We start from the raw sequence: 24,013 nt of genomic DNA, 5'->3' as shown, positions 1-24,013 counted from the left end.
AATAGTGTTAGTTTACCGCTCCCAATAAGTGGTGGATATCATCTATAAGCGCTTGTATTCCTTGGTGTGATTCAAAGACTCTTGTTGCTTGGTTCTGGAGAGACCTTCTTTGTTCGGGCTCTGTAAGCAGTTGTTGTAACATCATCTTTGCTTCTTCCAATGAATCGCTCACTAGACAACAGCGCTCTTGATTGAGAGCGAAAAGTTCGGCTTCATCACAGAGATGTTGGGGGGGAAGAAGTAGGGTTGCTGCTTTCCCATAAATGGACTCAAATAGCGATAAGCCATAACAGCTTAAAATGATCTCTGATTGAGCGATTATCTCTTTAAGGTTGTCAGGATTTTGTTGAACCACTATGGCTGAATTGGGGGTCAGTTGGGGAGCAGGGGCCAGTGGGCCTTGAATCCATAAAATGGGCCAATCAGTACCAATGGAGTCCAGTATCGTAGGGAGTTCTCGGCCATAGCCCAACGCATCGCTACCCCCCGTGAGAACTAGAATTTGTGCTTGCTTAGTCGCTTGTGGAATTGTACTAAAGAGATAATTTCTCCAGCCCGCGGATATTTTTGGATGATGGGTTGGAGAATTGAAGCTTGGAATAAATAGCCAATCCAGTTCATCCAGTAATGGTGCCATTTTATCGATGCCAATCCGCTTTGCACCGTGCTTAGCTAACCCTGCTAGCCTATTGGCAAATGATTCTAAGTCGATAAAGTTAGGATGAAAATCAAGTAGTACTAATGGATTTTGGTCTTCGGTTAATGCGCTGAGTAATGCTTGCTCATCCTCATGCCACACTACTTTTGAGCTTGAGTCTAATCGTTGCCCTGCTTCGCTATAAGCGTGAATATTTACTCCTAGGCTTAAATGCTCCTGCAATGCATTGGCAATTAATTCTGAGCGCTTGAAATGTCCTAAACCTATTTGAGGCCCCAGATGACAATAGATACTCGCCTTAGCATAGTTTTTGTTAGCAGCTTTTTGTTGTACATGGGCATTTATGGCGAACAGAGCAGAATCTTTTAGTAACTCTTCTTGTACCCACTCTAAACTGACAACTGTTTCCGTTGGATTATTTACATACCATCGCCGATAGACTTCAACCATAAAGCGATAGTCAGCATGGGTATCTACTGAAATACGATGGGTAATTTTTCCATAATTACCGCTGTCATCGATATATAGTTTTGTTAATACAGGTCTTAATTTATCACCATATCCCACATGCTCACGTGACATTACACAATCACTAACGGCCATCAACCTATTCCAGCCAGATCTAGTATAAAACCCTATCCCTTCATGGAGTGAAATGATCCCTTCTTTGAGTGTGATAGTGTCTTTATCTGAGGCTTTCAGGGCTAGCAGAGCGTGATCAATAAAATTGGGGTCTATAAGTGGGCAATCACCACAGATATACACGATATAATCAGGTTGTTGTCGCTGGATGATCCTATCAAGCCTGCCCATCAGATCATTAACGTCACCTTCAAAGGGGACACAGGTTAGCTGGTTTTCTTGTGCCCAATTGATTAGGGGCTGGTTGAACTCATCTGCAGTTGTGGCAAGTTCAATTGAACTAATTGTGCTACACGTCTTTAGGCGCCTTAAAATATGGCCAATGATAGGAAGAGTATTACCTGCGGCATCACAAGCGAGTGGTAGCAAATGTTTACCAGCTAAGCGACTAGAGTTAAGGCGTGCGCCAATGATGGCGAGTATTTTGGTCATAGATTAATACTCTCAGGGGTAATACAGAGATTGAAATCGAGTAAATTGCCACCTTCCTTGAGTGTCTCATCGGCTTCGGCTAACGAAAACCATAATCGATTAAGGTATTTATCATCTATTTTTTTACTCGAAATCATGGGGAGTGCAGCACAATTTGCGGGATCCCAAGTTAATCGCACGCCACATTGGCCGCTGCCAAACTGAATCTGGCCAGCAGTAGCACCAATGGCGCTATTTGCGGAAACAATTGAAGAAACAGGAGAACCTTGGTCCATATCCTCTTGTATTTGAAAGAACTCTTCCTGAACACCACCGAGATTGGTCTGGTACCAGGCTCTATTATCACAGCCGAGTAAAGTCAGATAACTGAGTCGGATTGAGGCTTCAGGGCGCTGCTTGTCCTCAAAGAAAAAGCCTGTATGTAAAGATTCATGCTCGATACGGTACCATTTAATGATTGCGCCACTTTTTAATGATTGACGGCAATAAATCACTAAATTGCCCTCTGCGCAGCCCAATTCATAATTCACTCGATTGAGATCGGTGACACGATCACGTGCACGAAATCGTTCCATCAACAAATGATTCGAGTAGAAATCAGCACCATAACTAATATGGTCGAAGTAACCATGGGATAAGGTACCAAGGACGGGTTCAAAGTCGTGGGACTTAAAGGCTAATTTATCAATAGCCAATCCACGGTTACCATTTAGGCTCAGGTGTACCTTAGGGGTACGAATATGCAAACGACGTCTTTGTGTATCGTACTCAATCTGAATATCTTGTTGTGCTTCCCAAGGCGCAAATACTGGCGCATTAGCAGGATTAGCAACCAAGTTAAGTTGCTGATAGCGTTTAGCGGTGAGATGGGTTCGCAGATCGCTTGCCCACATGCGGCACAAGTTTCGCCAGTCTTGCTCTGTTGCATGTGGATTATGTGCGAGTGTGGCGAATCGTTGATAGCATTGACTGTTGAGTAGGAGGTCATTACGACCACTTAATCCCCAGCGGCTAACATTATATTTAGCTTGTTTTTTGACTGAAACCGGATGCTCTGCATTGGTGATTTCCACCGCATTTGATCCTTGCCAAAACTTAAGAATGTGTTGAGGCAACTGCCAACAATAGTTATTCATCTCAGCAAGAGTGTTAAAAAGGGTGGAAATTCGCTGCCATTCCCCTTCAACGTGATCCGCCTCAGTTTGATAGCGACCGGGACGAAAGTCGAACACTTCGGCATCACTGCCATAAACAGGAAAGGCCAACATGCCAGGTTTGAATATTTTAACGAGATAATGCAGATAATCTTCTAGCGTTAATTCGCCATGAACATAACGCTGGAACTTTTGAAAAGCGATTGCGTGGTTCCAAATCACCTTAATTGTTCTACCACTTGCGGCTTGTAAACTCTGTGGCCTGTCTAACAGTGTGTTGGACCAGTTTGGATTATGGGAGTAGGGATTATCCCATTCCACCACTACAGCTTCAAAACCTTGGTCGATATAAACATCTAAGAGCCCTGCTGAAACGGCCTGTTCATTGATATAGGCAATTTGAGGACGCACTCCAAGCAAGGTGTGATAGGTATCCTGACCGAGTCGGAGGTTAGCCTGATTGACTTTCGCAGGAACCAAAGGCCCAATAATTTGGCTATCACCACTGGCGATAAGTTCGCACATCCCTTTTTGGAGCAATAGTTTGAATTCCTCTACCCACAGAGGGTCAACCTGTTGAACTGCTTCTAAGGTATAGGCCGTCATTTCAATTCCGACAGGGATACCTTTTTGCGCTATCTGTAGGAGTGGCCAGTAGCATTTGCGAATGACTTCGCCATGTTGTTCATTTTCAATGGAGGAAAAGGCCAAGTTTAAATGGAACACTGTATATAGTGCGACGGATTGAACCTCTGGCATTTTCGCTTACACCTTAGTTGTTAAATGGCTAAATGAGATAGTTAAGTTTAAAAATTACAAATGCAGTAGATGTATCGCCAGTTACTAACCAACGACTAAAATCTTAGCAGTTATCAGTGGGTTGTTACAACGTCATATTAATTGGCTTAAAATTTGCGTATTCTTTGATACGCCAACTTACTGGCATTATCCACCTGAGGAATAGAGATGCATCAAAAAACATCCGAACAACATATGGGACATCTCGTTGACGAGATCAATGGTTTCCAAGTGATTGAATGTCAAATGTGTGGATTTAAACACATCCATCCTCTGCCAACGTTAGCCGAGCTTGAAAAAATCTATCGGCATGAATACTACACTCTAGATAAACCTCTATTTCTCCAAGAAACAGAAGAGGATAAAAATTGGTGGAACACAGTTTATTCCGATCGCTATGATACTTTTGAAGAGTTTTTACCTACTACGGCTCGACGTATATTAGATGTAGGTTCTGGCCCAGGTTATTTTGTGAGTTATGGCCAGAAGCGGGGTTGGAAATCGATTGGGATTGAACCATCTGCACAAGCCTGTGAACACGCAAGAGGTTTAGGGGCAGAAGTCGTTGAGAATTTCTTTAATCATAAGACCGCGACTTTACTGGGGAAATTTGATGCAATTCATGCAAATGCCGTTCTTGAGCACATCCCTAATCCAAGAGAAATGGTATCACTTTTTAGAGAATCTCTAGTACAAGGTGGGATATTATGTGTTGTTGTTCCTAATGATTACAACCCATTTCAAGAAACGCTGCGAACGTATGAGGGATATCGTCCCTGGTGGGTGGCCCCACCGCATCATCTTAATTATTTTAGCTTTGAGACCTTAGGAAACTTACTGACCTCTGCTGGATTTGAGGTTGTGCTGCAGGAGACGACTTTTCCAATCGATATGTTTTTACTGATGGGGGATAATTATGTTGATTCTCCAGCCCTTGGACGTACTTGCCATAAAAAGCGGATGAGATTTGATACTCAACTATTACACTCTGGTAACAATCAGGTTAAGCGAAAGTTTTATCAGGCACTTGCTTCCGCAGGAATGGGGCGAGAAGTTGTCCTTTTTGCAAAGAAAATCTAGGTAAGTCATTAGGGATATCTATGAGTAATATTAAAGTATTGATCCAAGCTAGCTCTCGTTCTTGGGCTGGAGGACGGGATATTTGCATGGGACTAGTGAATGGTGAAATTACCGTTGCTCGAACGATTAAGCGTGCATTAGAAGCGTTTCCAGCGGCTCAGCTATGTTTGGTGGCTCCAGAATTTGACCAGGATGGGGAATTGGGGGGGGTTATTGAGTATGTTAAAGATAAGCGTTTGAAAGCATTTTACGGGTTTGATGAAAGCCCCCTAAAACGTATGATTGCAGCATCAATAGAGTTAGCTGACAATGATTATATTGTTCGTATTGACGGTATTCATTTCTGTTTTGATGTTGACCTTAGCCAAAAGATGCTAGCTCTTGCACTGCAAAAAAAACTAGATTGTATAAAATTACCTGCTGATTTTCCAGTTCATTTTAGTTCGGAAGTTTTCCGCGTTGGAGCTCTTAGGGAGTTAGTTAAGTTACTGGATAAACCTGAGTTGGAAAAGTTTAATATTCATCCAAAAATTTATTTTGAACTCAATCGTTATAATTATAATTTTGAATATTTAAGGACCTTACCACAATATTCTGATGAATATTTGAGTGAATGTCGAAAGTTGGCGAAGGACATTTATGATATTCCGCGTTTAGAAGTAGGTAGTAAGCGTACGATCTGGGCAGATACACCTAGTTATCACTATCAGCTGGCTCTTGAGTATTTAAACTCTAATATGAAAGTTTTAGATATTGCTTGTGGTAATGGATACGGTGTGAGAATGATGTCTACATTTCTTGCTGAAGTTCATGGAGCTGATTTGGATCCCGAAATTATCAATTTAGCTAAAGCTTATACCCATGAAAAAAATGTAGAATATTATATTGAAGATATTACTAATTTGTCTTTCGAAGATGATAGTTATGATGCAGTTACTTGTTTCGAAACATTAGAGCATATACCTGAGGATGATTGCTTGAAAGAATTACGGCGAATCATTAGGCCTGGTGGTATGTTGGTATTAAGTACGCCTCAAAACAGCTATGGGCATATTCCTGTCAATGCCTGTCATATAGTGGAATACAGTTTAGACGCTCTACTGAAATTAGTCGGACGATATTTTCTCGTAGTGAAGGTGATTGGAATTAAGGCCGGAACTATTCATAGTGATGCCGACCCATACGGAACTAATACGGTTCTAGTTTGTATTAAACCATTTTGAAAAAATTGCTTAATACTTTGATTTTATTTATTTGTTGCTTCGTAAACCACTTTGATTTTTGATAGTGCAGTCTGAGCTCTCGTAATTGCCATAGCTTTATCATCAGCTGTGGCGATTGCAAAACCAGTTCTTTGTGTATGATTGGCAAGTGGATAAATAATACTTCCCGGTTCAATGAATATTTTTAACATTTCAATCCCAGGTACGCTGCTTGCCTCTGAAACTCCTTCAATATGACTCACTTTACCTGAAGGTAAATCAAGGTAACGTATAGCCACTGCGCGCTGTTGCTTGATTGAAACATCTTCATCGCTTAACTGCTCTCCTAAGGCTAGTTTTATAGCCTTTTCAATGAAGTTGACCCCTGTTGCAAGAGGTATTTGGACAGTTGAAAAGAACCCGCCTGAGAGTCTCCCTGCAATTTCAATCACTTTGGCGCCTTGAGCCGTATAGACCATATCTCCCTTGGCTACGCCTTGGTTGATCCCAAGTGCCGCCGCTGCTCGTTCAACAGTGGCAATAACCTCAGCTTTGATGTTTGCACTAACGCCCGTAGGAGCATCGCCGCCATTTTCAATGATAAAAGGCTTCGTTCGAGGGAGCCACTCGTAGTTACGGTCGGCAAAACCGAGGGTATAGTAGCGTCCACGATCGACCAAGGTTTCGGTACTGAACTGTGGACCCTCGAGATATTCTTCCAGCATGACCCTTGAAGTGGGGGATTCTTTGGCTGCCAATTCCCATGCACTATCAAGTTCTGAGGCTATCTCTATCAGTTGAACCCCACGTGCGCCACGGCTATCAACGGGTTTAATAATCAGTGGTAAACCTATCTTAATGGCTTGTTTAAGTAAGACTGACTTATCAGATACATCCGCAAAGCGTGGAATAGGAATCCCCTCTGCTTGCAGCCTCTTTTTCATTGCCAATTTATCAGAAACCCAAAAGGCTGACTCAAGTGACAGGCCTGGTAATCCCAAGTCATTACTGACGATAGCTACACTTAAAGGTACATCTGCACACATGGCGATCGCACCATCAATTTTTACGCCCTGTGTTTGGCGTTTTTTAACTTCAGCTAATATGGCTTGACCATCGTAGGTACTGGCAATAATTGGCCAATCTGCCATGGCCAGTCCTGGGGCTGAGGGATTGCCATCAGCAATGACAAGTTTAAGCCCCATTTCCTTGGCAATGCGGATACCTTCACAGGCTTCTACGCCTGCACCAATGATCAGTAAGTGTTTATTTTTATGCGTCATACGATTGCTCTAGTATCGTCAACATTATGCAGCCGTAATGTATTTACGCCTTTGTCTCGTAGCCAATATAAAGCATCAAAGATTTCCTTTTCAGAGGCATAAGACGAGATTAATACGGTATCTCCAACTTGCCAGTCGATTTGTTGTGGATCTTGGCAAATCCATTCACCCTGCCTTAAGCCCCACTTCAGAGATGAAGTGTCCGTCAAGCCAAAAATCCTGCTGTGGTCAAGCAGATCAGTGTTAGCGAGCAGTTGACAGGTGTGTATTCCTGCACCCCAGAGGAAAATCCGCTGGCTTTGTTGTAATGACACCTTTATACAGTCAACACAGTTTTGCCAATAACTAAGCTCTTTTTGACGGTATTCACTTAGTCTTTTACGGTTTAGCTGGACGTCCATCTTCATCACATCATAGTGGTGCTGCTCACGTGTGCTGGCCAGTATACCTATTATAGGGGAGAGGTTGCTGTTAAAGTGTTCCACCACAGAAACGGGCCAATAACCTGCCTGCGTTAGGCTGCAGATCAGGTTTTCTTTGGTGTAATAGTTAACATGCTCAAAGGTCAAAAATCCTGGACACAAACTTGCAGCGGTAGCCATTAAGGGGACTTCTACATAGATAAATTTTTCACCCGGTGTATTTTGGATTTTACGGCATTTATCGAGGGTCACTTGTGGCTCGTAGATATGCTCCAACACATGGGTTAGCAAGATCAGCTCAAAATCTTTGTCTGTCTCAAAATCTTCAGCTGTTCCATGAATACAATCAATATTATAAAGGCGTTTGGCAATCTCGATTGAAGTACTTCCCGGCTCCACGCCCATAACAAGTTCAACTCCCGCTTGGCGAAATCGTGAGAGGGTGTAACCATCAGAGCTGCCAATCTGCATTGCAGACTTAGGCAAATGACCAATACCCCGCTTAATAAATTGGATTTGTTCATCTAAATCGCGAATTTTTGCGCTACTGGGTAGCCCTTGGCGACCTGGGTTGGTATACACTGCGATTGAACTATAAATAGTCATCATATCATCGTAGCTAACTGATGGACTTTGACATACGGAACCGCACTTAGGGCAGATTGAAAAGCCGATTTCTGTTGGTGCAAGACCCGGCAACATCCAGGTTGAGCTAAAAACATTGTCGGTTTTGGCTGCGCATAAAAAACAATTTCTGATCATTATCGGTCCTTAATCTCGATTAGCCAAAGTACATTCCGCCATTAGCATTTAGGGTTTGTCCACTGAGATAATCACTGTCTTGGGAGGCGAGAAAGAGGGCTATTGAGGCAATGTCTTCTACTTTGCCAAGACGTCCAACTGGAATTGCCGCTGCTTTTTGTTTGCCTGCCTCAGTAGTCAATTCATGCTCCGTCATTTCTGTTGCGACTAAACCTATGGCAATCGTGTTGGTTCTGATCCCATCTCGTGAATAGATTTTGGCAATTGATTGGCTTAGGTTAATAAGCCCTGCCTTGGCTGCGGCATAGTGAACTTGGTTATAGCCTCCCCACTGACCTCCAATGGAGCCAATGTTGATGATTCTGCCAAAGCCATGCTGTTGCATTGCAGGAATACAAGCTTGTGCGAGCAAGAATGGGCCGCGCAGATTAGTGTTCAGCATAGTGGTAAAATCATCGGCAGTAATGTCGCTAAAGGGCTTTTCCTGGGCTATGGCGCCATTATTAATCAGTACATCAATACTTCGATTAAAATATTTTTCGACCTCAGTAATACATTGTTTAATACTCTCAGGTTTTGATTGATCCAATGCAAAAGCGGCTACCTTATCTCCTAAGATGTTAGCTAATGACACGGCTTTATCTTGGTGATTAAGGTAAGTTATAGCGACCCAATATCCCGCCTCCGCAAAGGCTTTGGCGATACCGGCACCAATTCCTCTGCTTCCACCTGTGATCAAAACGAGTTTAGACATTTGATGGATCCCTTGGATTACCTTGCATGTCAAAGTAAGGCCACATTTTATCTGTTGTTTGACCCCCTAATAGCATTGGGAGGACATCATGCTGTGTGGCAATTTCGATATGAAGCAGAATAGATTCATCGGTCTCAATAAATTCAGCCAATGTTTGTTCTAGTTTAGCGCTATCACTACAATGCAATGCTTTAATGCCGTAACCTTGAGCTATTAAGGCAAAATTAGGCGATTGTTTGTTACCGCAAGCAGTATCAGTTTCCCAATTCATTAATTGGAATTGAGATACTAAGCCTAATCTGTGGTTATCCAGAACCAGTATTTTGATCTTAAGGCCTAACTCCTTGATCACGCCCAGTTCTTGGATATTCATTTGAAATGAACCGTCTCCAGCGATACACAAAATGGTGGACTCTGGTGAGTGGATTGCGGCACCTATCGCTGTCGGGAGATCATAGCCCATGGTGCCATGGCCTGCCGAGGTAAAAAGCTGGCGATGGGGGAGGGCAAATCTAAAATGCCTTGCAACCCAATGTTGATGTGCGCCAACACCTGTGGTGACGATAGTGTTCTCTGGTAAAGAGTTGCTTAGTTTTTCTAGCAAGAGTTTAGGTGCAATTCCTGGATAATCTGGGTAGGGCCAAGCTAATTGCGCTTTCCACTGCGAAATGGTGTTATGCCATGATGATAGATTAGGTGGTGATAATTGAGCAAATTTGGGGTGTAAGGCATCAAAAAATTGCTCAAGTTCAGCTTGAACAGCCTTATGGTGAGCGATACGACTATCAGTTAATTCTCCAATATCTAAATCGACTCTAAAAATTTTCGCATTGGAGGCAAAGGCTGTTTTCAGTGTGCCAGTTTGGCGAACATCTAATCTGGAACCTAATACCAGTAATAAATCACACTCAGCAATGGCTTTACCTGCTAATTGGCTACCTGTATGGCCATGAAACCCTAATGACCCAGAATCATCGGTGTCCAAAACTCCAACGCCCAGCAAGCTATGGCTCACAGGTGCAGGCCAGTAGTTTCTTAAGGTACGGATTGCATCCACTAATGCTGGTGATGTCATACCATTGCCGCAAATAATCACTGGTTTTTGCGAATGGTCAATGGCATTGATTAGCTCATCGATAAAAGTGCCTAGCTCTGTGCGATTGACAGGATAAGTAACTATTTCGGGTACTTTGATGGATTTAATTGCTGCACTGCGTTGAACGTCCATTGGTAAATCAATCGAAACTGGGCCTTTTCTGCCTTCTAAAGCCAGTTGCCATGCGATAGGAAGAATAGCGTATAGTTCTTCACTGTTTTTAGGTTGGAATTGTCCCTTAGTGATAGGTTTCATCAATGATGGGGTATCAACTTCTTGGAATCCAGATTGTCTTACTCGTTTTTGGCCTGTGAGGTCGCCAGTACCCACTTGGCCCGTAAATACTAACATCGGAATACCATCAAAATAGGCATCGGCGACGGGCGTTAATACATTGGTTACACCCGGGCCTGATGTTACCGCCACGATACCTGGTAATTGGGTTAGTTTGCCTTGAGCCAGCGCGGCATAACCGGCGCCTTGCTCATTTCGAGAAGTGTAAACGGTTACTCCGAAACGTTTGCAAGCATCTAATAAAGGAGCGATGGTTCCACCGGGATAATTGTGAAATGCTTTAATCCCTTGGTGGGCTAAAAATTCAATAATAGCATCTGCTACTACTGTAATTGGGGACGTACTCATTATTCTGATACTCCAAACTTTTCTCTTTGAGACTTCATAGGGCGTAATCCATCTTGCGGATCGGCTCGCCATTCTCTATCTGAGGCTTCGCTGGCAACAAATTGTTTTACTGGGCTTCCATCAATGACTGTTGCAAGTTTTACCCCCTGAATTACCGTTGCAATTTGTTGTGGTAGCCAGCAATGACCTGCAGCGTATTCATCGCCTGTTTCATCTAAATCTAAATGGAACTCGACAACATCGGCTTCCCATCTGTGTACGGCCCGATTAATGACAGCACTGGAAACAGTATGATCAGACCATCCAACTTTAACTTGGTAACGATTTCTAAAACTACCTAAAACGGCTAAGTTACATTCATGTTCTGGGGTTGGATAGGCAGAAACACAGTGCAGCAAGGTAATGTCACTGGCGCCATTTTCTTTCAAGGTTTTTAGCGCGTGATCGATTTCTTCTATCGTGGCCATGCCCGCTGAAATTACAACTGGTTTTCCTGTTTTCACGCAGGCCGCTAGCAGGTCGTCCCAAAGTAATTCATAGGATGCTATCTTGTAGAAATCCACAAAGGGTTCAAGCTCTGCTACCGCGTCGAGATAAAACGGAGTACAAGAAAACTGAATACCGTATTCATCGCAGGATTGCTTGAGCTGGGGCAGAAAACTGACGGGCAACTCCCATTCTTTACGTTTACGATGCATTTCACTCTTAGATAGAATCTCAGGTGCAAACAGTTCTTCAATTTTAAACAGTTGAAACTTAACTGCATCACAACCGATTTCAGCGGCTGTTTTGATAAACTCAATACAGCGTTGTAAGTCCCTATGATGATTGCTGGACACTTCGGCGATAAATAGGGGGGAATGATTAGTCATAGTGGCTCACAAAATGGCGTTGATAACGTATTAACGGCAAATGACAGGGAAGCTTTAAATTAGCGTTTTAGCGACTGACAAGGCCAATGAGCTCATACTCTAAGTAATCAGCAAGACTAAGCCAATCGTGTTGTTCCTGAGCTTGTAACATTGGCGCCAGCATTTGCTGAAACGAGGGTAATTGCATCAGCTCGGGGTGATATTTCTCAATTGAGTCGAGGCATAAACGAAATTCCACGGAGGCCTGAGCTTCTTTGCCTAAACGGAAGGAGTGGGCTGCTTGGCAAAGCATGTCTTCTAGGGACTGTTTTGGTGAATTATGTGGTTTGAACGACATTAAATCAGCTCCTTATATTGCGAACCGCGGATCTTCGCTCCCGATAAACTGGCTTGGTAAAATTTCACCTGTGGGTGTTTAGCAATATAGCGCTCTAAATGTCGTAAATAAGCGCGAAGATTTAGATCAGTTGCAATCCGTTGGCCTTTGCCATTAATCAACCAATGCTTTGCTTCTCTCACCTTTTGTATCACAGCTTCAACCCAGATTTTTTCAAATTTATCCTTACTTTCAAATGGATAATCATTCCAAAAAGCATGACTCTTATTATTGCAGTAACAAAAGTCACAGCCTAATAGCGTGATTTCCTTAGCATGTAACTTGACGGCTAAATCAATTGCTGGGTGAATCACACTGCCATTTGTAAACAGCCTCAGCTTGGGGTTCAGCTGGGACATGCTGTCGTAAATTTTGCTCGTGCCATAAGCCACAAATCTTGGCCCTAACCAATGGGCTAATACTTCGGGTGCTACCCGAGGAAAATACACAAGATTGATTTCTTGGGTTTCTGACAAAGGCAAATGATAGGAGGAAATTAAACCGTCAATACAGACGACAATATCAGGCTTAATCTGATGATGAAGTAATCCACGCAAAGCCGTATCCGCAGCAATCAATAAGGGTCTCGATGGGCTTAAACTCAACTGCTTAAGATAAGCATAATGTTCTTCTAAAGACGGACCTGAGCCTATGACGATTGCTTTGTATGGATTGTAGCTTTTAGTTAAATGGGCAGCATCGGGATCATTAGTAATAAACACCTGATTATCGGCAAAGCGCTTAAGGATCTCAGGATCATCGATTTGATGGTGTCGATTGGTGAAATCACGATTAAGCTCCATCACTAAGAGATCCCTCAGTGTGGCATTGTCATCACTGACGAGATTAAGATCTGGGGTAATGGCAATATTCGGAAATTGCAGCGTGGCACTAGGTATCGCATTTAATACCACATTCGGATGACTTAGCCATTCCCTCTGATCGGTGTAACAAAGCAGTAACGCGAATACTGCCAAATTTAAAATGCATACTTCAATGCGAGTATAGTGCGGATTTTCAATCAACAGACTTGGAACATCACCCATACCCACGCCATAAACCGTGACTTGGTGAGCATTTGAGGGAAGGGTGCTAATAAACAGCTGTGCTTCAGCGATGCGGTCATGACGGCTGCTGAGCTGAATGCCATTAACACTGATAGTTTGGTTTTGGCCTTGAACTAAGTGCGCATCAAGATGGTCAATTGATTGGCTTTTTATCGCAGCAGCCACAATTGGCCAGCGTTTAGCAATAATACTCAGATTAATGGCAAATAGTTCAGTCATTCCGTTTCCTCGGAAGCTTTCGTTTTGATATTACCGACATCACTATCTGGTCTCTCCACAGGGACTCGAACCCCGATCGGCCGCTTAGGAGGCGGCTGCTCTATCCTGTTGAGCTATGAAGAGACGCTGGTGATTATACTGGTTTTATCTTTGATTAAAAGGCTTATGATTTAGTTGCTTAAATCTTAAGCGCAATGTCGTTTATCTGTACATTGTAAACCGCATTTTGGTCAACGAGTACCGCTGTTGCACTTTCTTCACTCACTTGTTCAATTTGTACTGTTGCTCGGCTTTTGGTAGCAATGGCGCGCATTTCATTGAGTCTATCCGGTAAATTGCGTTGTAACACCACTTGAAACTTATCACTAACACGGATCCCATGTTTACGACCTAAGTTGAGGATAATTCTGTCACCTTGACGGCTGACGACTTGTCCAAGTAGTGGCCTGCAGTTGAGTGTTTTATCAATATCTCGGGTCGCTTCTTGTATAAGTTGACTGATATTTCTGCCATAGGATGAGCGCCAGAATCTATCACTATTAGGGGCTACAATAGCTTGTTCCTCAAATTCCCAACGGGCCGAGGTGCTGTAGGTTTTGCTCCACACTTCTTCACCGCTGATCCCATGATAAAGGCTGAGTTTTATTTGAAACTGCCTTTGTGGCGCTTCGTCCCACCATCCCATAAAGGTGGCTTGTACTGGCTCTGTCGAAATATCAATAATTTGCGGTAGTAAAATATATTGGCTATCGGTAATTTCACTTAGCCAACTCGGAAGCCGATAACCGCGAACATCTACCAGTTCTTGTGCGATATCGAGCCTTTCTTTGGCATGGGTATGGCTAAATCCTGTCGATGAGTAACCATCGATACTATTACCGAGTTTTTCGGAGATAACTTCTTCAAAACCTGATAATTGGCCGTAGCGTAATTGTGCTCGGTCTTTTATTTGCGCTTGGGGAATCAGAATCGCTGCTTTTAATTGACCCGCTGGGCATTGTTGGGTTGGGTCGTCATTGAGGTCGAGTCTAAGCGAAACATAAATTTTATTTCCCTGAATGCGTTCGTTGACGAGTTGAATACTGATTGCTTGGGCATAACGATTAATGGCAAAGCTGTTTTGTGTCAGATTGCCGTTAATGGTTTGTTGTTCACTGGAAATTTGGATCCCTGTACTGAGGGTGGCATAGCTCACCGCTTGATTGATGGCTTCTTCCCTCGCTTGGGCAATGTTGCCGTTGGTGATGATCGCTTCACCACTGGCTTCGACCCATTCAGCGTGCACTTGATTGGCCTGAAGTATTGCCAGCACTAGGCTGCTAATTATGAGCAAGTTCTTTTTGAGTATGTTCATCAATGAGCCCTTACGTAAGTTGTGCCAATCAGTGAGTCAGTTTAATGGCAGTTTTATAGGCTCTAAAAGCAAGTTCCGTGCCTGATTTATGAGATATCCCAAACAACTTGAAGTTGCTGAATAGGTATATAGGGTAAAGTTATTGGCACAGCTGTCGATAATCAGGTGAGTTAGTTGGGCCTGTTTTTTGACTTGGTCTAATAATTGCAATCTTTTTGACAAAGATCGCGGCTCGCTTTGAGGCGCATTGATATCGATAATGAGGTTACTTCCATGCTAAAGCGTGCGTTCATTCCCCTAGCTCTTTTGGTGCTGGTTGGGTGTGCGACCAAACCCGTTGCTCCGCCAAAACCTAGCTTAGTTGATGGCAATGGTTTGCCGCCGACGGCGGTGATTAACCATTTGGCACAACGTATCGTGACTGAGTTAGTCAAGCAAAATGATGCATTGCGTCCTGATCAACCCATTGTCGTTACCACACCTGTGTTAGTGGGTGATATGAGCAGTACCAATGCGGTTGCGCTGCAATTGCAGCAGGGACTCATGGCATCTTTGCACAGTTTTCAATTTAATGTGGTGGAGTTAAATCTTGGTGATGGACTTCGTGTCACAGGCGATGGCGATTTTATTTTGACGCGTGATTGGCAAAAACTATCTACTAACTTGCCTGTCGATCATATTGTGGTCTCCACAATGAGTCCGACAACCAATGGTTTGGCGATTAATACTCGAATTGTAACGTTAAGCAATAATCGAGTGGTCTCTGCTTCGCAAACTTTTGTCACACAAAAAGAATTGAGCAATTATATGCAGCCCTCTGAGCAAATAATCTCTCACGATGGGATTTTATATCGCCAGTCGGCCCCCGGCATGAACGAAGTGCGTGTGTTAGGAGATGAAAAATGAAACGCTACCTTTTAGTTATCGCGGCGCTTCTACTTACTGGTTGTGCCGCTAAAGATAAGTATGTGGAATGGGAGGATGTGCCTCCAACAAGCTTCCCTAAGCTGACGGCTATCGGTTATGCACCTTTGGCGACGCAACCTGCCAAAGAGCAATCCCAAAGAGTCTTGATGGCGATGCAGGCGTCTAAAATTGTGGCTTACCGTGAACTGGCCGAACAAGTATATGGACAAAAGATCACCGCTAACAGCAGTGTCAGTGATTGGATGCTCACAGATGACAATGTTAAGGCTTCTGTTACAGGGGTGATCCGCGGTGCAAGAGTTGTAAAAAGCTATCCCGCAGGTGAGCACTATGTTACTGAGTTAGAACTCGATTTTTCTAAAGTATGGCAAATTTATCAACAGCAGAGTCGCCCACAAAGAATTAAAGAAGTCACTTACTTTTAAGTGATGGCTCAGATCTAGTCTGAACTAATACATCTGAACTCATACAGGCTATCAATAACAAAAACCGCGCTAATTTAGCGCGGTTTTTGTTTCTAACCCGTTTGGATTGATAACGCTTTAAGCTTTTAAATCATTGCCTAAGCTTGAAAAGGTCGATGTTTTGCCTTTATCGTTATACGTCAGCGTGGTGGCATTTCGACTCGCCTGCAAGGCCTGAGCAAAGCGGTTTAGGCTAGCAAGATTCATTTCTATCAAACTGGCATTTTGTGCGTTGAGATCTTTACACTCGATGAGTGCTTCTTTGACCACAGCCATTTTAGCCGACAATTCTGCTTGCTCAGTGAGCAACGATTTATCACTGTGATTGGCAAGAAAGTCATCATTTGCCTTTAGAGCTTGTAAGCATTTAGATTTTTGGTCAGCCAGCGATAAAAGCAAATCGGCGTTCTGGTCAACCAAAGCGCCTTTTTCTTTAAGGATAATTTGTTTAAGAACAGCCAAATGGGCGTGTTGTTGATCTACCAGTTTAGCTATTTCAGTCATAGTTACTCTTTAATTAAGCTCGTTTAATTCTGCTTCAAAGTTGGCGATATTGGCGGCCAACTTTTCGGGATCAATTTTGTAGCGACCTTCTGCAATCGCTTGTTTGATTTCAGCTACTTTCTTTTGGTCGACTTCTGGGAGACTTGCCATTTTAGTGTGAGCTCCTTGTAACTGTTGAGCTTGAGCTGTAATGACAAAAGAATCACCCTTTTGTTGAGTCGATTTAGCCGCTACCTGAGATGATTGCTCGCTTTCGCTGCTCTGTTTAGTGCTGTTTGAACGGACTTGTGCAGCCGTTCCGGCGTTAAATTTGCTAATATCAATTGCCATTTTAGGCTCCAGCGTCATGTATACGGGATTTCTTAACTGGGGTATCGGCAGCTCATCAAAAAGCTTTAGCCTATTTTACATTCTAACTTCTACTTCGCCAATGGCCGTGACTGTGGCATCTAGCTCTTTGTTAGAGCTACTATTTTTGACTCGGATTTGGTCGCCAATATTACCATCTTGTAGCGCTTCTCCCACCGTTTTTAATACAAAATTACTTGAACGTACATAAATCGACACAGCATCATTTTTACAGACAAAGCAAAGGTTGTTAGCAAAAATAGGATTATTTTTCGCAACTCGGCGCTTAACGCGTACGCCTGAAAGCTGATTGATATCGCTAAATTGCATACCGCGCAAACTATTTTGGTCAACGTAGCGGATTTCAACTTGTGTTGGGCTGATTAATTCACCAGGTGCTAAGGGTTCTGTTGCTACAACAACAGGGAAAAGAATATCCACTCGAACAGAGATAAAAATTTGCCATGGATAGGCTAAATCGGGTGTATTACAACTGACTTTAACTGTGTTATTGCGTCTAATTTCACGATCCGATGCCAGTTCGACTTTTATCGGCGACGCGCATTGCGCCGGTAGCATTCGTTGATCGACCGTTTGTGGATTAATGTCGACTTTCGCATTTGCAGGTACTGAAATCTTTTCATTAATAAGGGCTTTAGCTAATTCGGATATCGCCGATACGCTAGGTACCACTGTTTCAGCATTGGCTGCCGTGGAAATAAAAAGTACGAAAATTCTAAAAAAGTGGACTAAATTTACTTTCATAATGAAGAGACTAGCTTGTAACGCCAGAATGCACCTATACTTTTATCAAGCGTGAAACTGTTCAATGCTTCTTTCTAGGAGATCTGGTGTCAGAAGTTTGACTTAGTTTCAACTATGTTTATCGATAACAAGACGTAAGCAATTAATATGCCTATACTCAAACGAGTTTTAGGGCCGTACATAAACAGAACAACAAGGCAGAGTTATGTCGAGTATTCTTGATTCAGTCAACAAACGCACCCAACTCGTAGGTCAAAACCGACTAGAACTGTTGCTATTTAAGTTAAACGGTCGTCAACGGTTTGGGATAAACGTATTTAAAGTGAAAGAAGTTTTGCAATGCCCACCGTTAACGACATTGCCTAAACTGAATCCTTACGTCAAAGGTGTTGCTCATATTCGCGGTACCACTATTTCTGTGATCGATCTGAGTGCTGCAACTGGAGGGCGTCCGCTAGCGAGCACTGAAAATTGCTTTATCATCATTTCGGAATATAACCGTAGTGTGCAAGGTTTCCTTGTCAGTTCTGTGGAACGTATTATCAACATGAACTGGGAAGCCATTATGCCACCACCACAAGGTGCTGGCCGTTATTCTTATTTAACCGCGGTTACCGAGATAGAAGGTGAATTGGTCGAAATTCTGGATGTTGAAAAGATTTTAGATGAAATCTCTCCAGTAAAAACGGCTATTAGTGAAGAGGTCAACCAACAGCTCACCATTGATAGAACCCAGCATTACCATATTATGGTCATTGATGACTCTGCGGTAGCTCGTAAACAGATTATCCGTTCGCTAGAGTCGTTAAATCTACAAATTGATACGGCAAAAGATGGCCGAGAGGCGCTTGATAAACTCAAGGCAATTGCAAGCGAAATGAATAATGTCGCTGATGAGATCCCGTTAATTATCTCCGATATTGAGATGCCAGAAATGGATGGTTACACCTTAACAGCTGAGATCCGCGATGATCCTAAGCTGAAAAATATTAAGGTGGTACTGCATACTTCATTAAGTGGAGTCTTTAACCAAGCCATGGTACAAAAGGTCGGGGCCAATGACTTTATCGCAAAATTCAACCCTGATGAATTAGCTGCGGCAGTGAACAAGCATTTAAGTTTGTAGTGAGAGTGTGGGTTAGTGCCTGGTAGAGCTTTACGCTATAATCTAGCCCTTATTACATGATTGTTGTGCACTTATTTTGGTGCTTGCTATAGGATCTAGGACGTGAATGTGCCTGATAAATCACTCGCAGAAGCAGAATATAATCAATTTAGGTTGTTCCTAGAACAACATAGCGGCATCGTATTGGGGGAAAACAAACAATACCTAGTACGTAGCCGTCTTGCGCCGTTGATGGGCAAATATAACCTACCTTCGTTATCCGATGTGGTAAAGCACTCGATGAAACCTACGGAGCGAGCTTTAAGGGCTGAAGTTATTGATGCCATGACTACGAACGAAACCTTATGGTTTCGTGATCGTTATCCATTTGAATTGCTAAATAATGTACTGCTGCCTGAGTACAGTAAGTTGGGGAGACCTTTGAAGATATGGTCTGCTGCTTGTTCATCTGGCCAAGAGCCATATTCCTTGGCGATGACCATATTAGAGTATCAACAGAAAAAACCTGGTGCGCTGTCAGGTGGTGCCTCGATTCAAGCTACGGATCTTTCTCCTTCCATGTTGGAGCGTTGTAAAAATGCCGAGTACGATAGTTTAGCGTTAGCACGTGGATTGTCTGATGAACGTAAGCGCCAGTTTTTTGATGCTTTGCCTTCAGGTAACATGCGGATAAAAGATAACGTTAAACGTCTAGTGAATTTCCGTGCCCATAACTTGCTTGAGAGTTACACTTTGCTGGGTAAGTTCGACATTATTTTTTGTCGAAATGTGTTGATCTATTTTGCCCCAGAGGCAAAAGCAAAAATTTTGCGGCAATTTGCTGCCGCGTTAAACCCTAAAGGTATCCTCTTTTTAGGTGCATCCGAATCTATTGCGGGTTTGACCGACGAGTTTGACATGGTCCGCTGCAATCCTGGTATTTATTACCAGAAGAAAACATAACATTCTAATTTTAAATAAAAATTACCGACCAAGTTCGGTAATTTTTTTACCAAGAGTTTCCCTTCAAAATATTCTTATCTCTTATTAGCGTATTGGCACATGAATTGCTTTGTTCACATGAGTGACACGATGGAGGCAATTTTATGGCGATTAATTTTGATAAAGCTCTCGGAGTACACCAATTCACTTTGGGGATCCGTTCTGAGCGAGCAGAAGTGCTTGCAAGTAATATCGCAAATGCTGATACGCCGCATTATAAAGCCCGCGATGTCGACTTTTCTGCTGCCTTAAATGTGGCCAAAACGCAGCAACAGCAGCGAAACAGCTTAGAGATGACCGGTGATGAGCAGCATTTTGGTTTGGCTCAATTAACTGGACAGTACGTTAAATTTCGTGTGCCGAATCAACCCGATACTGGAGATGGCAATACTGTTGATGTTCAACAAGAACAATCGGCATTTATGCAAAATGCCCTTGAATATCAAATGTCTCTGGGTTTTTTAGACAGTAAATTTAGCGGCATGAAAAAAGCGCTGAGAGGGGATTAATCATGGGTTTATTTAATATCTTCGATGTTGCGGGTTCTGGCATGTCTGCCCAGTCTCTGCGGCTTAATACCACCGCGAGTAACATTGCTAACGCCGATTCAGTATCTAGCAGTATTGATAAAACGTATCGTTCACGTCATCCCATTTTTGAAGCCGAAATGGCAAAGGCCCAGAGTCAACAACAGGCCTCTCAAGGTGTGGCGGTAAAAGGTATTGTTGAAAGTGATAAGCCCTTATTAAAAGAGTATTCACCGGATCATCCGATGGCGGATGGTGATGGCTTTATTTATAAGCCTAATGTGAATGTCATGGAAGAAATGGCGGACATGATCTCTGCCTCTCGCTCATATCAGATGAATGTTCAAGTAGCTGAGGCGGCAAAATCTATGCTGCAACAAACACTTGGGATGGGTAAATAATATGCGTTATTTAGGAGGTAAGTTGTGAGCCTCATTAACCAAATGAGTCAAACCTCATCGCAGGTGACTCAAACAAAAAATCAACCGAATACGGTATCAACCAATAACACCAAGACGTCGACTAATTCTACCGGCAATCCATTTTTGGATGGATTACGTTTACCGAGTAATTCAGCAGTACCTGAAGCAAAGAGCCAGCAGCTGACCCAAGAGGATTTTTTCTCATTACTCAGTCAGCAGTTATCGATGCAGGACCCCTTTAAGCCCGTTGATAACGATCAGATGATTGCGCAAATGGCATCGTTTTCTACCGTCGATGGCATTTCTAAGCTCAATGATCAAATTGTTAATTTAAACAGTGTGATGACATCGAGCCAAGCATTACAAGCATCGGGATTAGTCGGACGTAAAGTGCTATTACCGACGGATACTGGATATATATCTGCAGAAAGTCCTGGTTTAAATGGCGTAATCAGTACTTCAGAAAAAATTCCCGTCATCAACATTCGAATCGAAGATGAGAAAGGGCAAGTGGTCAGAACATTTACTGTCGATGGTAGCAAGGGCGGTAACACTGATGTCAAGTGGGATGGTTTGAACGATAAAGGGGAACCTGTTGCCGCAGGCAATTACTCCATCAAAGCATCGGGTTTGGTGAATGATAAATCGCAAGCGTTAGCAGTATCGACCTATGGGCATGTGACCAGTGTTTCCTTAGGTACTGCAGCGACCGGTGCCATTTTGAACCTCAAAGGTGGAATGGCCTTTAAGTTGTCGGATGTGCTTGCTATTACAGAAGTTTAATGGTTATCAAGATTGTAAATGGACCTTACTTGTCCATTATTGAATTGAGCAAATGTAGAGGTGAATTATGTCGTTTAACATTGCATTGAGTGGCATTTCTGCTGCGCAGAAAGATTTGAACACTACGGCGAACAACATTGCGAATGCGAATACCATTGGCTTTAAAGAATCGCGCGCTGAATTTGCGGATGTTTACGCTAATTCAATTTTCTCAAACTCAAAAACGGCTGTGGGTGGCGGGGTGGCAACAAGCCAAGTGGCGCAGCAATTCCACCAAGGCAGTCTGCAGTTGACTAATAACTCGTTGGATTTGGCGATTAAAGGTGGTGGTTTTTTTGTGACAGCGTCTGAGATCGGTACATTGGATCATCAGTTTACCCGTGCTGGTGCATTTAAAGTCGATAAAAATAATTATATGGTTGACTCTGCAGGTAATTTTTTGCAGACCTTCCCAGTGGATAAAGATGGTAACTCCACTTCTGTCAGTTTGACTACGGCTAAACCTGTGCAAATTCCTGATACCGCGGGTAGCCCTGTTCAGACTGAAAACGTGACTTTGCAGATGAACCTCAATGCAAAAGAAGGTTCACTCGACCCTGCTGCTTTTGATCCTTTAGACTCCAAAACCTATAACAGCGTTACATCCATGACGATTTATGACTCATTGGGTGAGCCACATATTATGACTACCTATTTTGTGAAGCCAAACAACGGCTCTTACAATGGTGAAAACAACTGGGTTGCCTACTATGCCATTGATGGCAAGCAAGTCGATGTATCAGGTCCCGCAGGAACCTATCAGACAGACACCAATGGTGATGGTACTCCCGATGCAACTGGTACAGCTCAAACCACTGGTGGCTGGAAGGGATCGGTTCTGAAGTTTAACTCTGTCGGTGTGTATACAGGGAGTGATCCTGCAGTAGTTACCACGGAAGCGTTAGGGGTAGGTGGTGCTGGTGTTTTAGGTCCTGGTGCCGATGGCACCCAAGCCGTAAATATCAAGTTCAATGCGCCAACGCAATACTCTGCTCCCTTTGCCGCCACAGAATTGTCACAGGATGGCACCACCGTTGGACGTTTAACCAATGTCGAAATCGGTGAAGATGGTTTGATCACTGCGAGTTACTCCAATGGTTCAACAGTGCCATTAGCCCGTGTTGCTTTAGTACGCTTTGCGAACGAACAAGGTTTGACGCAAGTGGGTAATACTTCATGGAAGGCGAGTTTATCGTCAGGTCCAGCCTTGGCTGGTGAGCCTAATAGTGGCACCTTTGGTAGTCTCAGTTCTTCGGCGTTAGAGCAATCTAACATCGACTTGACGACCGAGCTGGTGGATTTGATTTCAGCCCAACGTAATTTCCAAGCCAACTCACGTACATTGGAAGTGAATAACACGCTGCAACAAACGGTACTGCAAATTCGTTAAGTTGATTTATCCCTCTTCTAAGTGTTGCCGCTTACGGCAACACTTAGCCTCTTTCTGTAATGCCTTCACTTTCTTATTAAACATTTCTAATTTATCAGTCAATTAGCTGCTTGTTTTATTGGCATGATGCTTGCTTTGCTATTGTCATGTTGAAAATTTGACGGAGCAGTCTGTGGACAAATTCCTCTATATATCCATGAGCGGTGCTAAGCAAAATATGAATGAGTTGGCATTGCGTGCCAACAACTTAGCTAACGCCAATACCGACGGATTTAAGTCTGATATGGCACAAGCCAGATCGATGCAAGCCTTTGGTGAAGGATTGCCTACAAGGGTGTTTGCCATGGTTGAAACCCCCTCCGCCAATTTTCGTTCAGGCCCGATTAAAAGCACTGGACGCGATCTTGACGTTGCCATTAAAGGTGATGGTTGGTTCGCTGTGCAAGCACAGGATGGTAGCGAGGCCTATACCCGTTCCGGTAGTTTAAGCTTTGACTCAACGGGTTTATTGCATAACGACCGTGGAAATCCGGTAATGGGTGATGCGGGGCCGATTGTATTACCGCTGCCGATTGAAAAGGTCACGATTTCTCAGGACGGGATTATCTCTGTTCGGCCTCAAGGTGCGACGACGGAAGTCGTCGAAGAGGTTGGACGGTTAAAGCTGGTTAACCCCGGCAACGCACAAATGATGCGTGGCGAGGATGGGTTATTCCGTTTGGTGTCAGGTGATCCTGCCCCAGCCGATCCCAGTGTGTCTGTTGAAAGTGGTGCTGTAGAGGGCAGTAACGTCAATTCCGTGGATGAGATGGTGTCTTTAATTGACCTACAGCGACAATTTGAATTGCAAGTCAAGATGATGAAAACCGCGGAAGAAAATGATCGCGCTTCATCTTCACTCATGCGGATTAGTTAGGAGATAAA

Annotated in this window: 24 protein-coding genes and 1 tRNA gene; 11 read left to right on the top strand and 14 right to left on the bottom strand. The window is 43.3% G+C overall.

The features are described 5' to 3' along the window. Window positions 1–7 precede the first annotated feature (7 nt). Entirely contained in the window at window positions 8–1,732 is a 1,725-nt protein-coding gene (locus SO_RS15265; RefSeq protein WP_011073152.1) for a glycosyltransferase family protein, read from the bottom strand. Further along, a complete protein-coding gene (locus tag SO_RS15260) occupies window positions 1,729–3,645 on the bottom strand; it encodes a glycoside hydrolase (protein ID WP_011073151.1) in 1,917 nt (638 codons plus the stop codon). The genes SO_RS15265 and SO_RS15260 overlap by 4 nt, the downstream gene beginning before the upstream one ends. A 207-nt stretch (window positions 3,646–3,852) precedes the next feature. Here SO_RS15260 and SO_RS15255 point away from each other — a divergent pair, with 207 nt between their 5' ends. Together SO_RS15255 and SO_RS15250 are read left to right on the top strand one after the other, a co-directional pair. Continuing rightward, on the top strand, window positions 3,853–4,764 hold the full coding sequence (locus SO_RS15255; RefSeq protein WP_011073150.1) for a class I SAM-dependent methyltransferase: 912 nt from the start codon (window positions 3,853–3,855) through the stop codon (window positions 4,762–4,764). A gap of 20 nt (window positions 4,765–4,784) precedes the next feature. Continuing rightward, window positions 4,785–5,987, top strand: a complete 1,203-nt coding sequence (locus SO_RS15250) for a methyltransferase domain-containing protein (protein WP_011073149.1) — start codon at window positions 4,785–4,787, stop codon at window positions 5,985–5,987. A 23-nt stretch (window positions 5,988–6,010) separates the two neighbouring features. Here the strand turns inward: SO_RS15250 and SO_RS15245 are convergent, their stop codons facing one another. The 9 genes from SO_RS15245 to SO_RS15205 form a co-directional block, all read right to left on the bottom strand. Next, window positions 6,011–7,249, bottom strand: a complete 1,239-nt coding sequence (locus tag SO_RS15245) for an ATP-grasp domain-containing protein (protein ID WP_011073148.1) — start codon at window positions 7,247–7,249, stop codon at window positions 6,011–6,013. Next, window positions 7,246–8,433, bottom strand: coding sequence for a class I SAM-dependent methyltransferase (locus tag SO_RS15240; RefSeq protein WP_011073147.1), 1,188 nt, complete (start codon window positions 8,431–8,433; stop codon window positions 7,246–7,248). Before SO_RS15240 ends, SO_RS15245 begins: the two co-directional genes overlap by 4 nt. Window positions 8,434–8,452: 19 nt before the next feature. Further along, on the bottom strand, window positions 8,453–9,187 hold the full coding sequence (locus tag SO_RS15235; RefSeq protein WP_011073146.1) for an SDR family NAD(P)-dependent oxidoreductase: 735 nt from the start codon (window positions 9,185–9,187) through the stop codon (window positions 8,453–8,455). After that, window positions 9,180–10,925, bottom strand: a complete 1,746-nt coding sequence (locus SO_RS15230) for a thiamine pyrophosphate-binding protein (RefSeq protein WP_011073145.1) — start codon at window positions 10,923–10,925, stop codon at window positions 9,180–9,182. Before SO_RS15230 ends, SO_RS15235 begins: the two co-directional genes overlap by 8 nt. Beyond that, window positions 10,925–11,797, bottom strand: coding sequence for an N-acetylneuraminate synthase family protein (locus SO_RS15225; RefSeq protein WP_011073144.1), 873 nt, complete (start codon window positions 11,795–11,797; stop codon window positions 10,925–10,927). The genes SO_RS15230 and SO_RS15225 overlap by 1 nt, the downstream gene beginning before the upstream one ends. Before the next feature lie 67 nt (window positions 11,798–11,864). Further along, the gene (locus tag SO_RS15220) at window positions 11,865–12,134 is read right to left on the bottom strand and encodes a hypothetical protein (RefSeq protein WP_011073143.1); all 270 of its coding nucleotides are present in this window, start codon (window positions 12,132–12,134) and stop codon (window positions 11,865–11,867) included. Further along, complete coding sequence (locus SO_RS15215; protein WP_011073142.1) at window positions 12,134–13,459, bottom strand: motility associated factor glycosyltransferase family protein; 1,326 nt, start codon at window positions 13,457–13,459, stop codon at window positions 12,134–12,136. Before SO_RS15215 ends, SO_RS15220 begins: the two co-directional genes overlap by 1 nt. A 47-nt stretch (window positions 13,460–13,506) precedes the next feature. Beyond that, a tRNA-Arg gene (locus tag SO_RS15210) sits at window positions 13,507–13,582 on the bottom strand. 55 nt (window positions 13,583–13,637) lie between these two features. Then, complete coding sequence (locus SO_RS15205; RefSeq protein ID WP_011073141.1) at window positions 13,638–14,813, bottom strand: flagellar assembly protein FlgT; 1,176 nt, start codon at window positions 14,811–14,813, stop codon at window positions 13,638–13,640. A gap of 273 nt (window positions 14,814–15,086) precedes the next feature. On the opposite strand from SO_RS15205, the gene SO_RS15200 reads away from it, so the two are divergent. Together SO_RS15200 and SO_RS15195 are read left to right on the top strand one after the other, a co-directional pair. Then, entirely contained in the window at window positions 15,087–15,719 is a 633-nt protein-coding gene (locus SO_RS15200; RefSeq protein WP_011073140.1) for a FlgO family outer membrane protein, read from the top strand. Further along, a complete protein-coding gene (locus SO_RS15195; RefSeq protein WP_011073139.1) occupies window positions 15,716–16,165 on the top strand; it encodes an LPP20 family lipoprotein in 450 nt (149 codons plus the stop codon). The genes SO_RS15200 and SO_RS15195 overlap by 4 nt, the downstream gene beginning before the upstream one ends. Before the next feature lie 117 nt (window positions 16,166–16,282). Here the strand turns inward: SO_RS15195 and SO_RS15190 are convergent, their stop codons facing one another. The 3 genes from SO_RS15190 to flgA all read right to left on the bottom strand — a co-directional run bounded on the left by SO_RS15190 (window position 16,283) and on the right by flgA (window position 17,821). Then, window positions 16,283–16,708, bottom strand: coding sequence for a flagella synthesis protein FlgN (locus SO_RS15190; RefSeq protein ID WP_011073138.1), 426 nt, complete (start codon window positions 16,706–16,708; stop codon window positions 16,283–16,285). A 9-nt stretch (window positions 16,709–16,717) separates the two neighbouring features. Further along, window positions 16,718–17,038 (bottom strand): flagellar biosynthesis anti-sigma factor FlgM, encoded by a 321-nt coding sequence (flgM, locus tag SO_RS15185; RefSeq protein WP_011073137.1) that lies wholly within the window; start codon window positions 17,036–17,038, stop codon window positions 16,718–16,720. A gap of 75 nt (window positions 17,039–17,113) precedes the next feature. After that, window positions 17,114–17,821: a flagellar basal body P-ring formation chaperone FlgA gene (gene flgA / locus SO_RS15180; RefSeq protein WP_011073136.1), complete on the bottom strand. Its 708-nt coding sequence runs from the start codon at window positions 17,819–17,821 to the stop codon at window positions 17,114–17,116. 205 nt (window positions 17,822–18,026) lie between these two features. Here flgA and SO_RS15175 point away from each other — a divergent pair, with 205 nt between their 5' ends. The 7 genes from SO_RS15175 to flgF all read left to right on the top strand — a co-directional run bounded on the left by SO_RS15175 (window position 18,027) and on the right by flgF (window position 24,005). Continuing rightward, a complete protein-coding gene (locus SO_RS15175) occupies window positions 18,027–18,947 on the top strand; it encodes a chemotaxis protein CheV (RefSeq protein ID WP_011073135.1) in 921 nt (306 codons plus the stop codon). 102 nt (window positions 18,948–19,049) lie between these two features. Continuing rightward, window positions 19,050–19,889 carry a CheR family methyltransferase gene (locus SO_RS15170; protein ID WP_164925741.1) on the top strand — a complete coding sequence of 280 codons (840 nt, stop codon included), beginning with the start codon at window positions 19,050–19,052 and terminating at the stop codon, window positions 19,887–19,889. A gap of 143 nt (window positions 19,890–20,032) precedes the next feature. Next, window positions 20,033–20,437, top strand: coding sequence for a flagellar basal body rod protein FlgB (gene flgB / locus SO_RS15165; RefSeq protein ID WP_011073133.1), 405 nt, complete (start codon window positions 20,033–20,035; stop codon window positions 20,435–20,437). Window positions 20,438–20,439: 2 nt separating this feature from the next. After that, entirely contained in the window at window positions 20,440–20,856 is a 417-nt protein-coding gene (flgC, locus tag SO_RS15160) for a flagellar basal body rod protein FlgC (RefSeq protein WP_011073132.1), read from the top strand. Between the two features lie 24 nt (window positions 20,857–20,880). Next, window positions 20,881–21,660 carry a flagellar hook assembly protein FlgD gene (gene flgD, locus SO_RS15155; RefSeq protein ID WP_011073131.1) on the top strand — a complete coding sequence of 260 codons (780 nt, stop codon included), beginning with the start codon at window positions 20,881–20,883 and terminating at the stop codon, window positions 21,658–21,660. 67 nt (window positions 21,661–21,727) lie between these two features. Continuing rightward, a complete protein-coding gene (gene flgE, locus SO_RS15150) occupies window positions 21,728–23,089 on the top strand; it encodes a flagellar hook protein FlgE (RefSeq protein ID WP_011073130.1) in 1,362 nt (453 codons plus the stop codon). A gap of 172 nt (window positions 23,090–23,261) precedes the next feature. Further along, entirely contained in the window at window positions 23,262–24,005 is a 744-nt protein-coding gene (gene flgF, locus SO_RS15145; RefSeq protein ID WP_011073129.1) for a flagellar basal-body rod protein FlgF, read from the top strand. Window positions 24,006–24,013: the final 8 nt, after the last annotated feature.

It is taken from the genome of Shewanella oneidensis MR-1 (assembly GCF_000146165.2).
GTDB lineage: Bacteria > Pseudomonadota > Gammaproteobacteria > Enterobacterales > Shewanellaceae > Shewanella > Shewanella oneidensis.
The sequence above is the reverse complement of the archived record's forward strand: the minus strand, read 5'-3'. Positions and strand labels throughout refer to the sequence as shown.

Bases quoted from the DNA above. Each gene is read 5' to 3' on its own strand.
- SO_RS15265 (WP_011073152.1), bottom strand. From the start codon at position 1,732: ATGACCAAAATACTCGCCATCATTGGCGCACGCCTTAACTCTAGTCGC.
- SO_RS15260 (WP_011073151.1), bottom strand. From the start codon at position 3,645: ATGCCAGAGGTTCAATCCGTCGCACTATATACAGTGTTCCATTTAAAC.
- SO_RS15255 (WP_011073150.1), top strand. From the start codon at position 3,853: ATGCATCAAAAAACATCCGAACAACATATGGGACATCTCGTTGACGAG.
- SO_RS15250 (WP_011073149.1), top strand. From the start codon at position 4,785: ATGAGTAATATTAAAGTATTGATCCAAGCTAGCTCTCGTTCTTGGGCT.
- SO_RS15245 (WP_011073148.1), bottom strand. From the start codon at position 7,249: ATGACGCATAAAAATAAACACTTACTGATCATTGGTGCAGGCGTAGAA.
- SO_RS15240 (WP_011073147.1), bottom strand. From the start codon at position 8,433: ATGATCAGAAATTGTTTTTTATGCGCAGCCAAAACCGACAATGTTTTT.
- SO_RS15235 (WP_011073146.1), bottom strand. From the start codon at position 9,187: ATGTCTAAACTCGTTTTGATCACAGGTGGAAGCAGAGGAATTGGTGCC.
- SO_RS15230 (WP_011073145.1), bottom strand. From the start codon at position 10,925: ATGAGTACGTCCCCAATTACAGTAGTAGCAGATGCTATTATTGAATTT.
- SO_RS15225 (WP_011073144.1), bottom strand. From the start codon at position 11,797: ATGACTAATCATTCCCCCCTATTTATCGCCGAAGTGTCCAGCAATCAT.
- SO_RS15220 (WP_011073143.1), bottom strand. From the start codon at position 12,134: ATGTCGTTCAAACCACATAATTCACCAAAACAGTCCCTAGAAGACATG.
- SO_RS15215 (WP_011073142.1), bottom strand. From the start codon at position 13,459: ATGACTGAACTATTTGCCATTAATCTGAGTATTATTGCTAAACGCTGG.
- SO_RS15205 (WP_011073141.1), bottom strand. From the start codon at position 14,813: ATGAACATACTCAAAAAGAACTTGCTCATAATTAGCAGCCTAGTGCTG.
- SO_RS15200 (WP_011073140.1), top strand. From the start codon at position 15,087: ATGCTAAAGCGTGCGTTCATTCCCCTAGCTCTTTTGGTGCTGGTTGGG.
- SO_RS15195 (WP_011073139.1), top strand. From the start codon at position 15,716: ATGAAACGCTACCTTTTAGTTATCGCGGCGCTTCTACTTACTGGTTGT.
- SO_RS15190 (WP_011073138.1), bottom strand. From the start codon at position 16,708: ATGACTGAAATAGCTAAACTGGTAGATCAACAACACGCCCATTTGGCT.
- flgM (WP_011073137.1), bottom strand. From the start codon at position 17,038: ATGGCAATTGATATTAGCAAATTTAACGCCGGAACGGCTGCACAAGTC.
- flgA (WP_011073136.1), bottom strand. From the start codon at position 17,821: ATGAAAGTAAATTTAGTCCACTTTTTTAGAATTTTCGTACTTTTTATT.
- SO_RS15175 (WP_011073135.1), top strand. From the start codon at position 18,027: ATGTCGAGTATTCTTGATTCAGTCAACAAACGCACCCAACTCGTAGGT.
- flgB (WP_011073133.1), top strand. From the start codon at position 20,033: ATGGCGATTAATTTTGATAAAGCTCTCGGAGTACACCAATTCACTTTG.
- flgC (WP_011073132.1), top strand. From the start codon at position 20,440: ATGGGTTTATTTAATATCTTCGATGTTGCGGGTTCTGGCATGTCTGCC.
- flgE (WP_011073130.1), top strand. From the start codon at position 21,728: ATGTCGTTTAACATTGCATTGAGTGGCATTTCTGCTGCGCAGAAAGAT.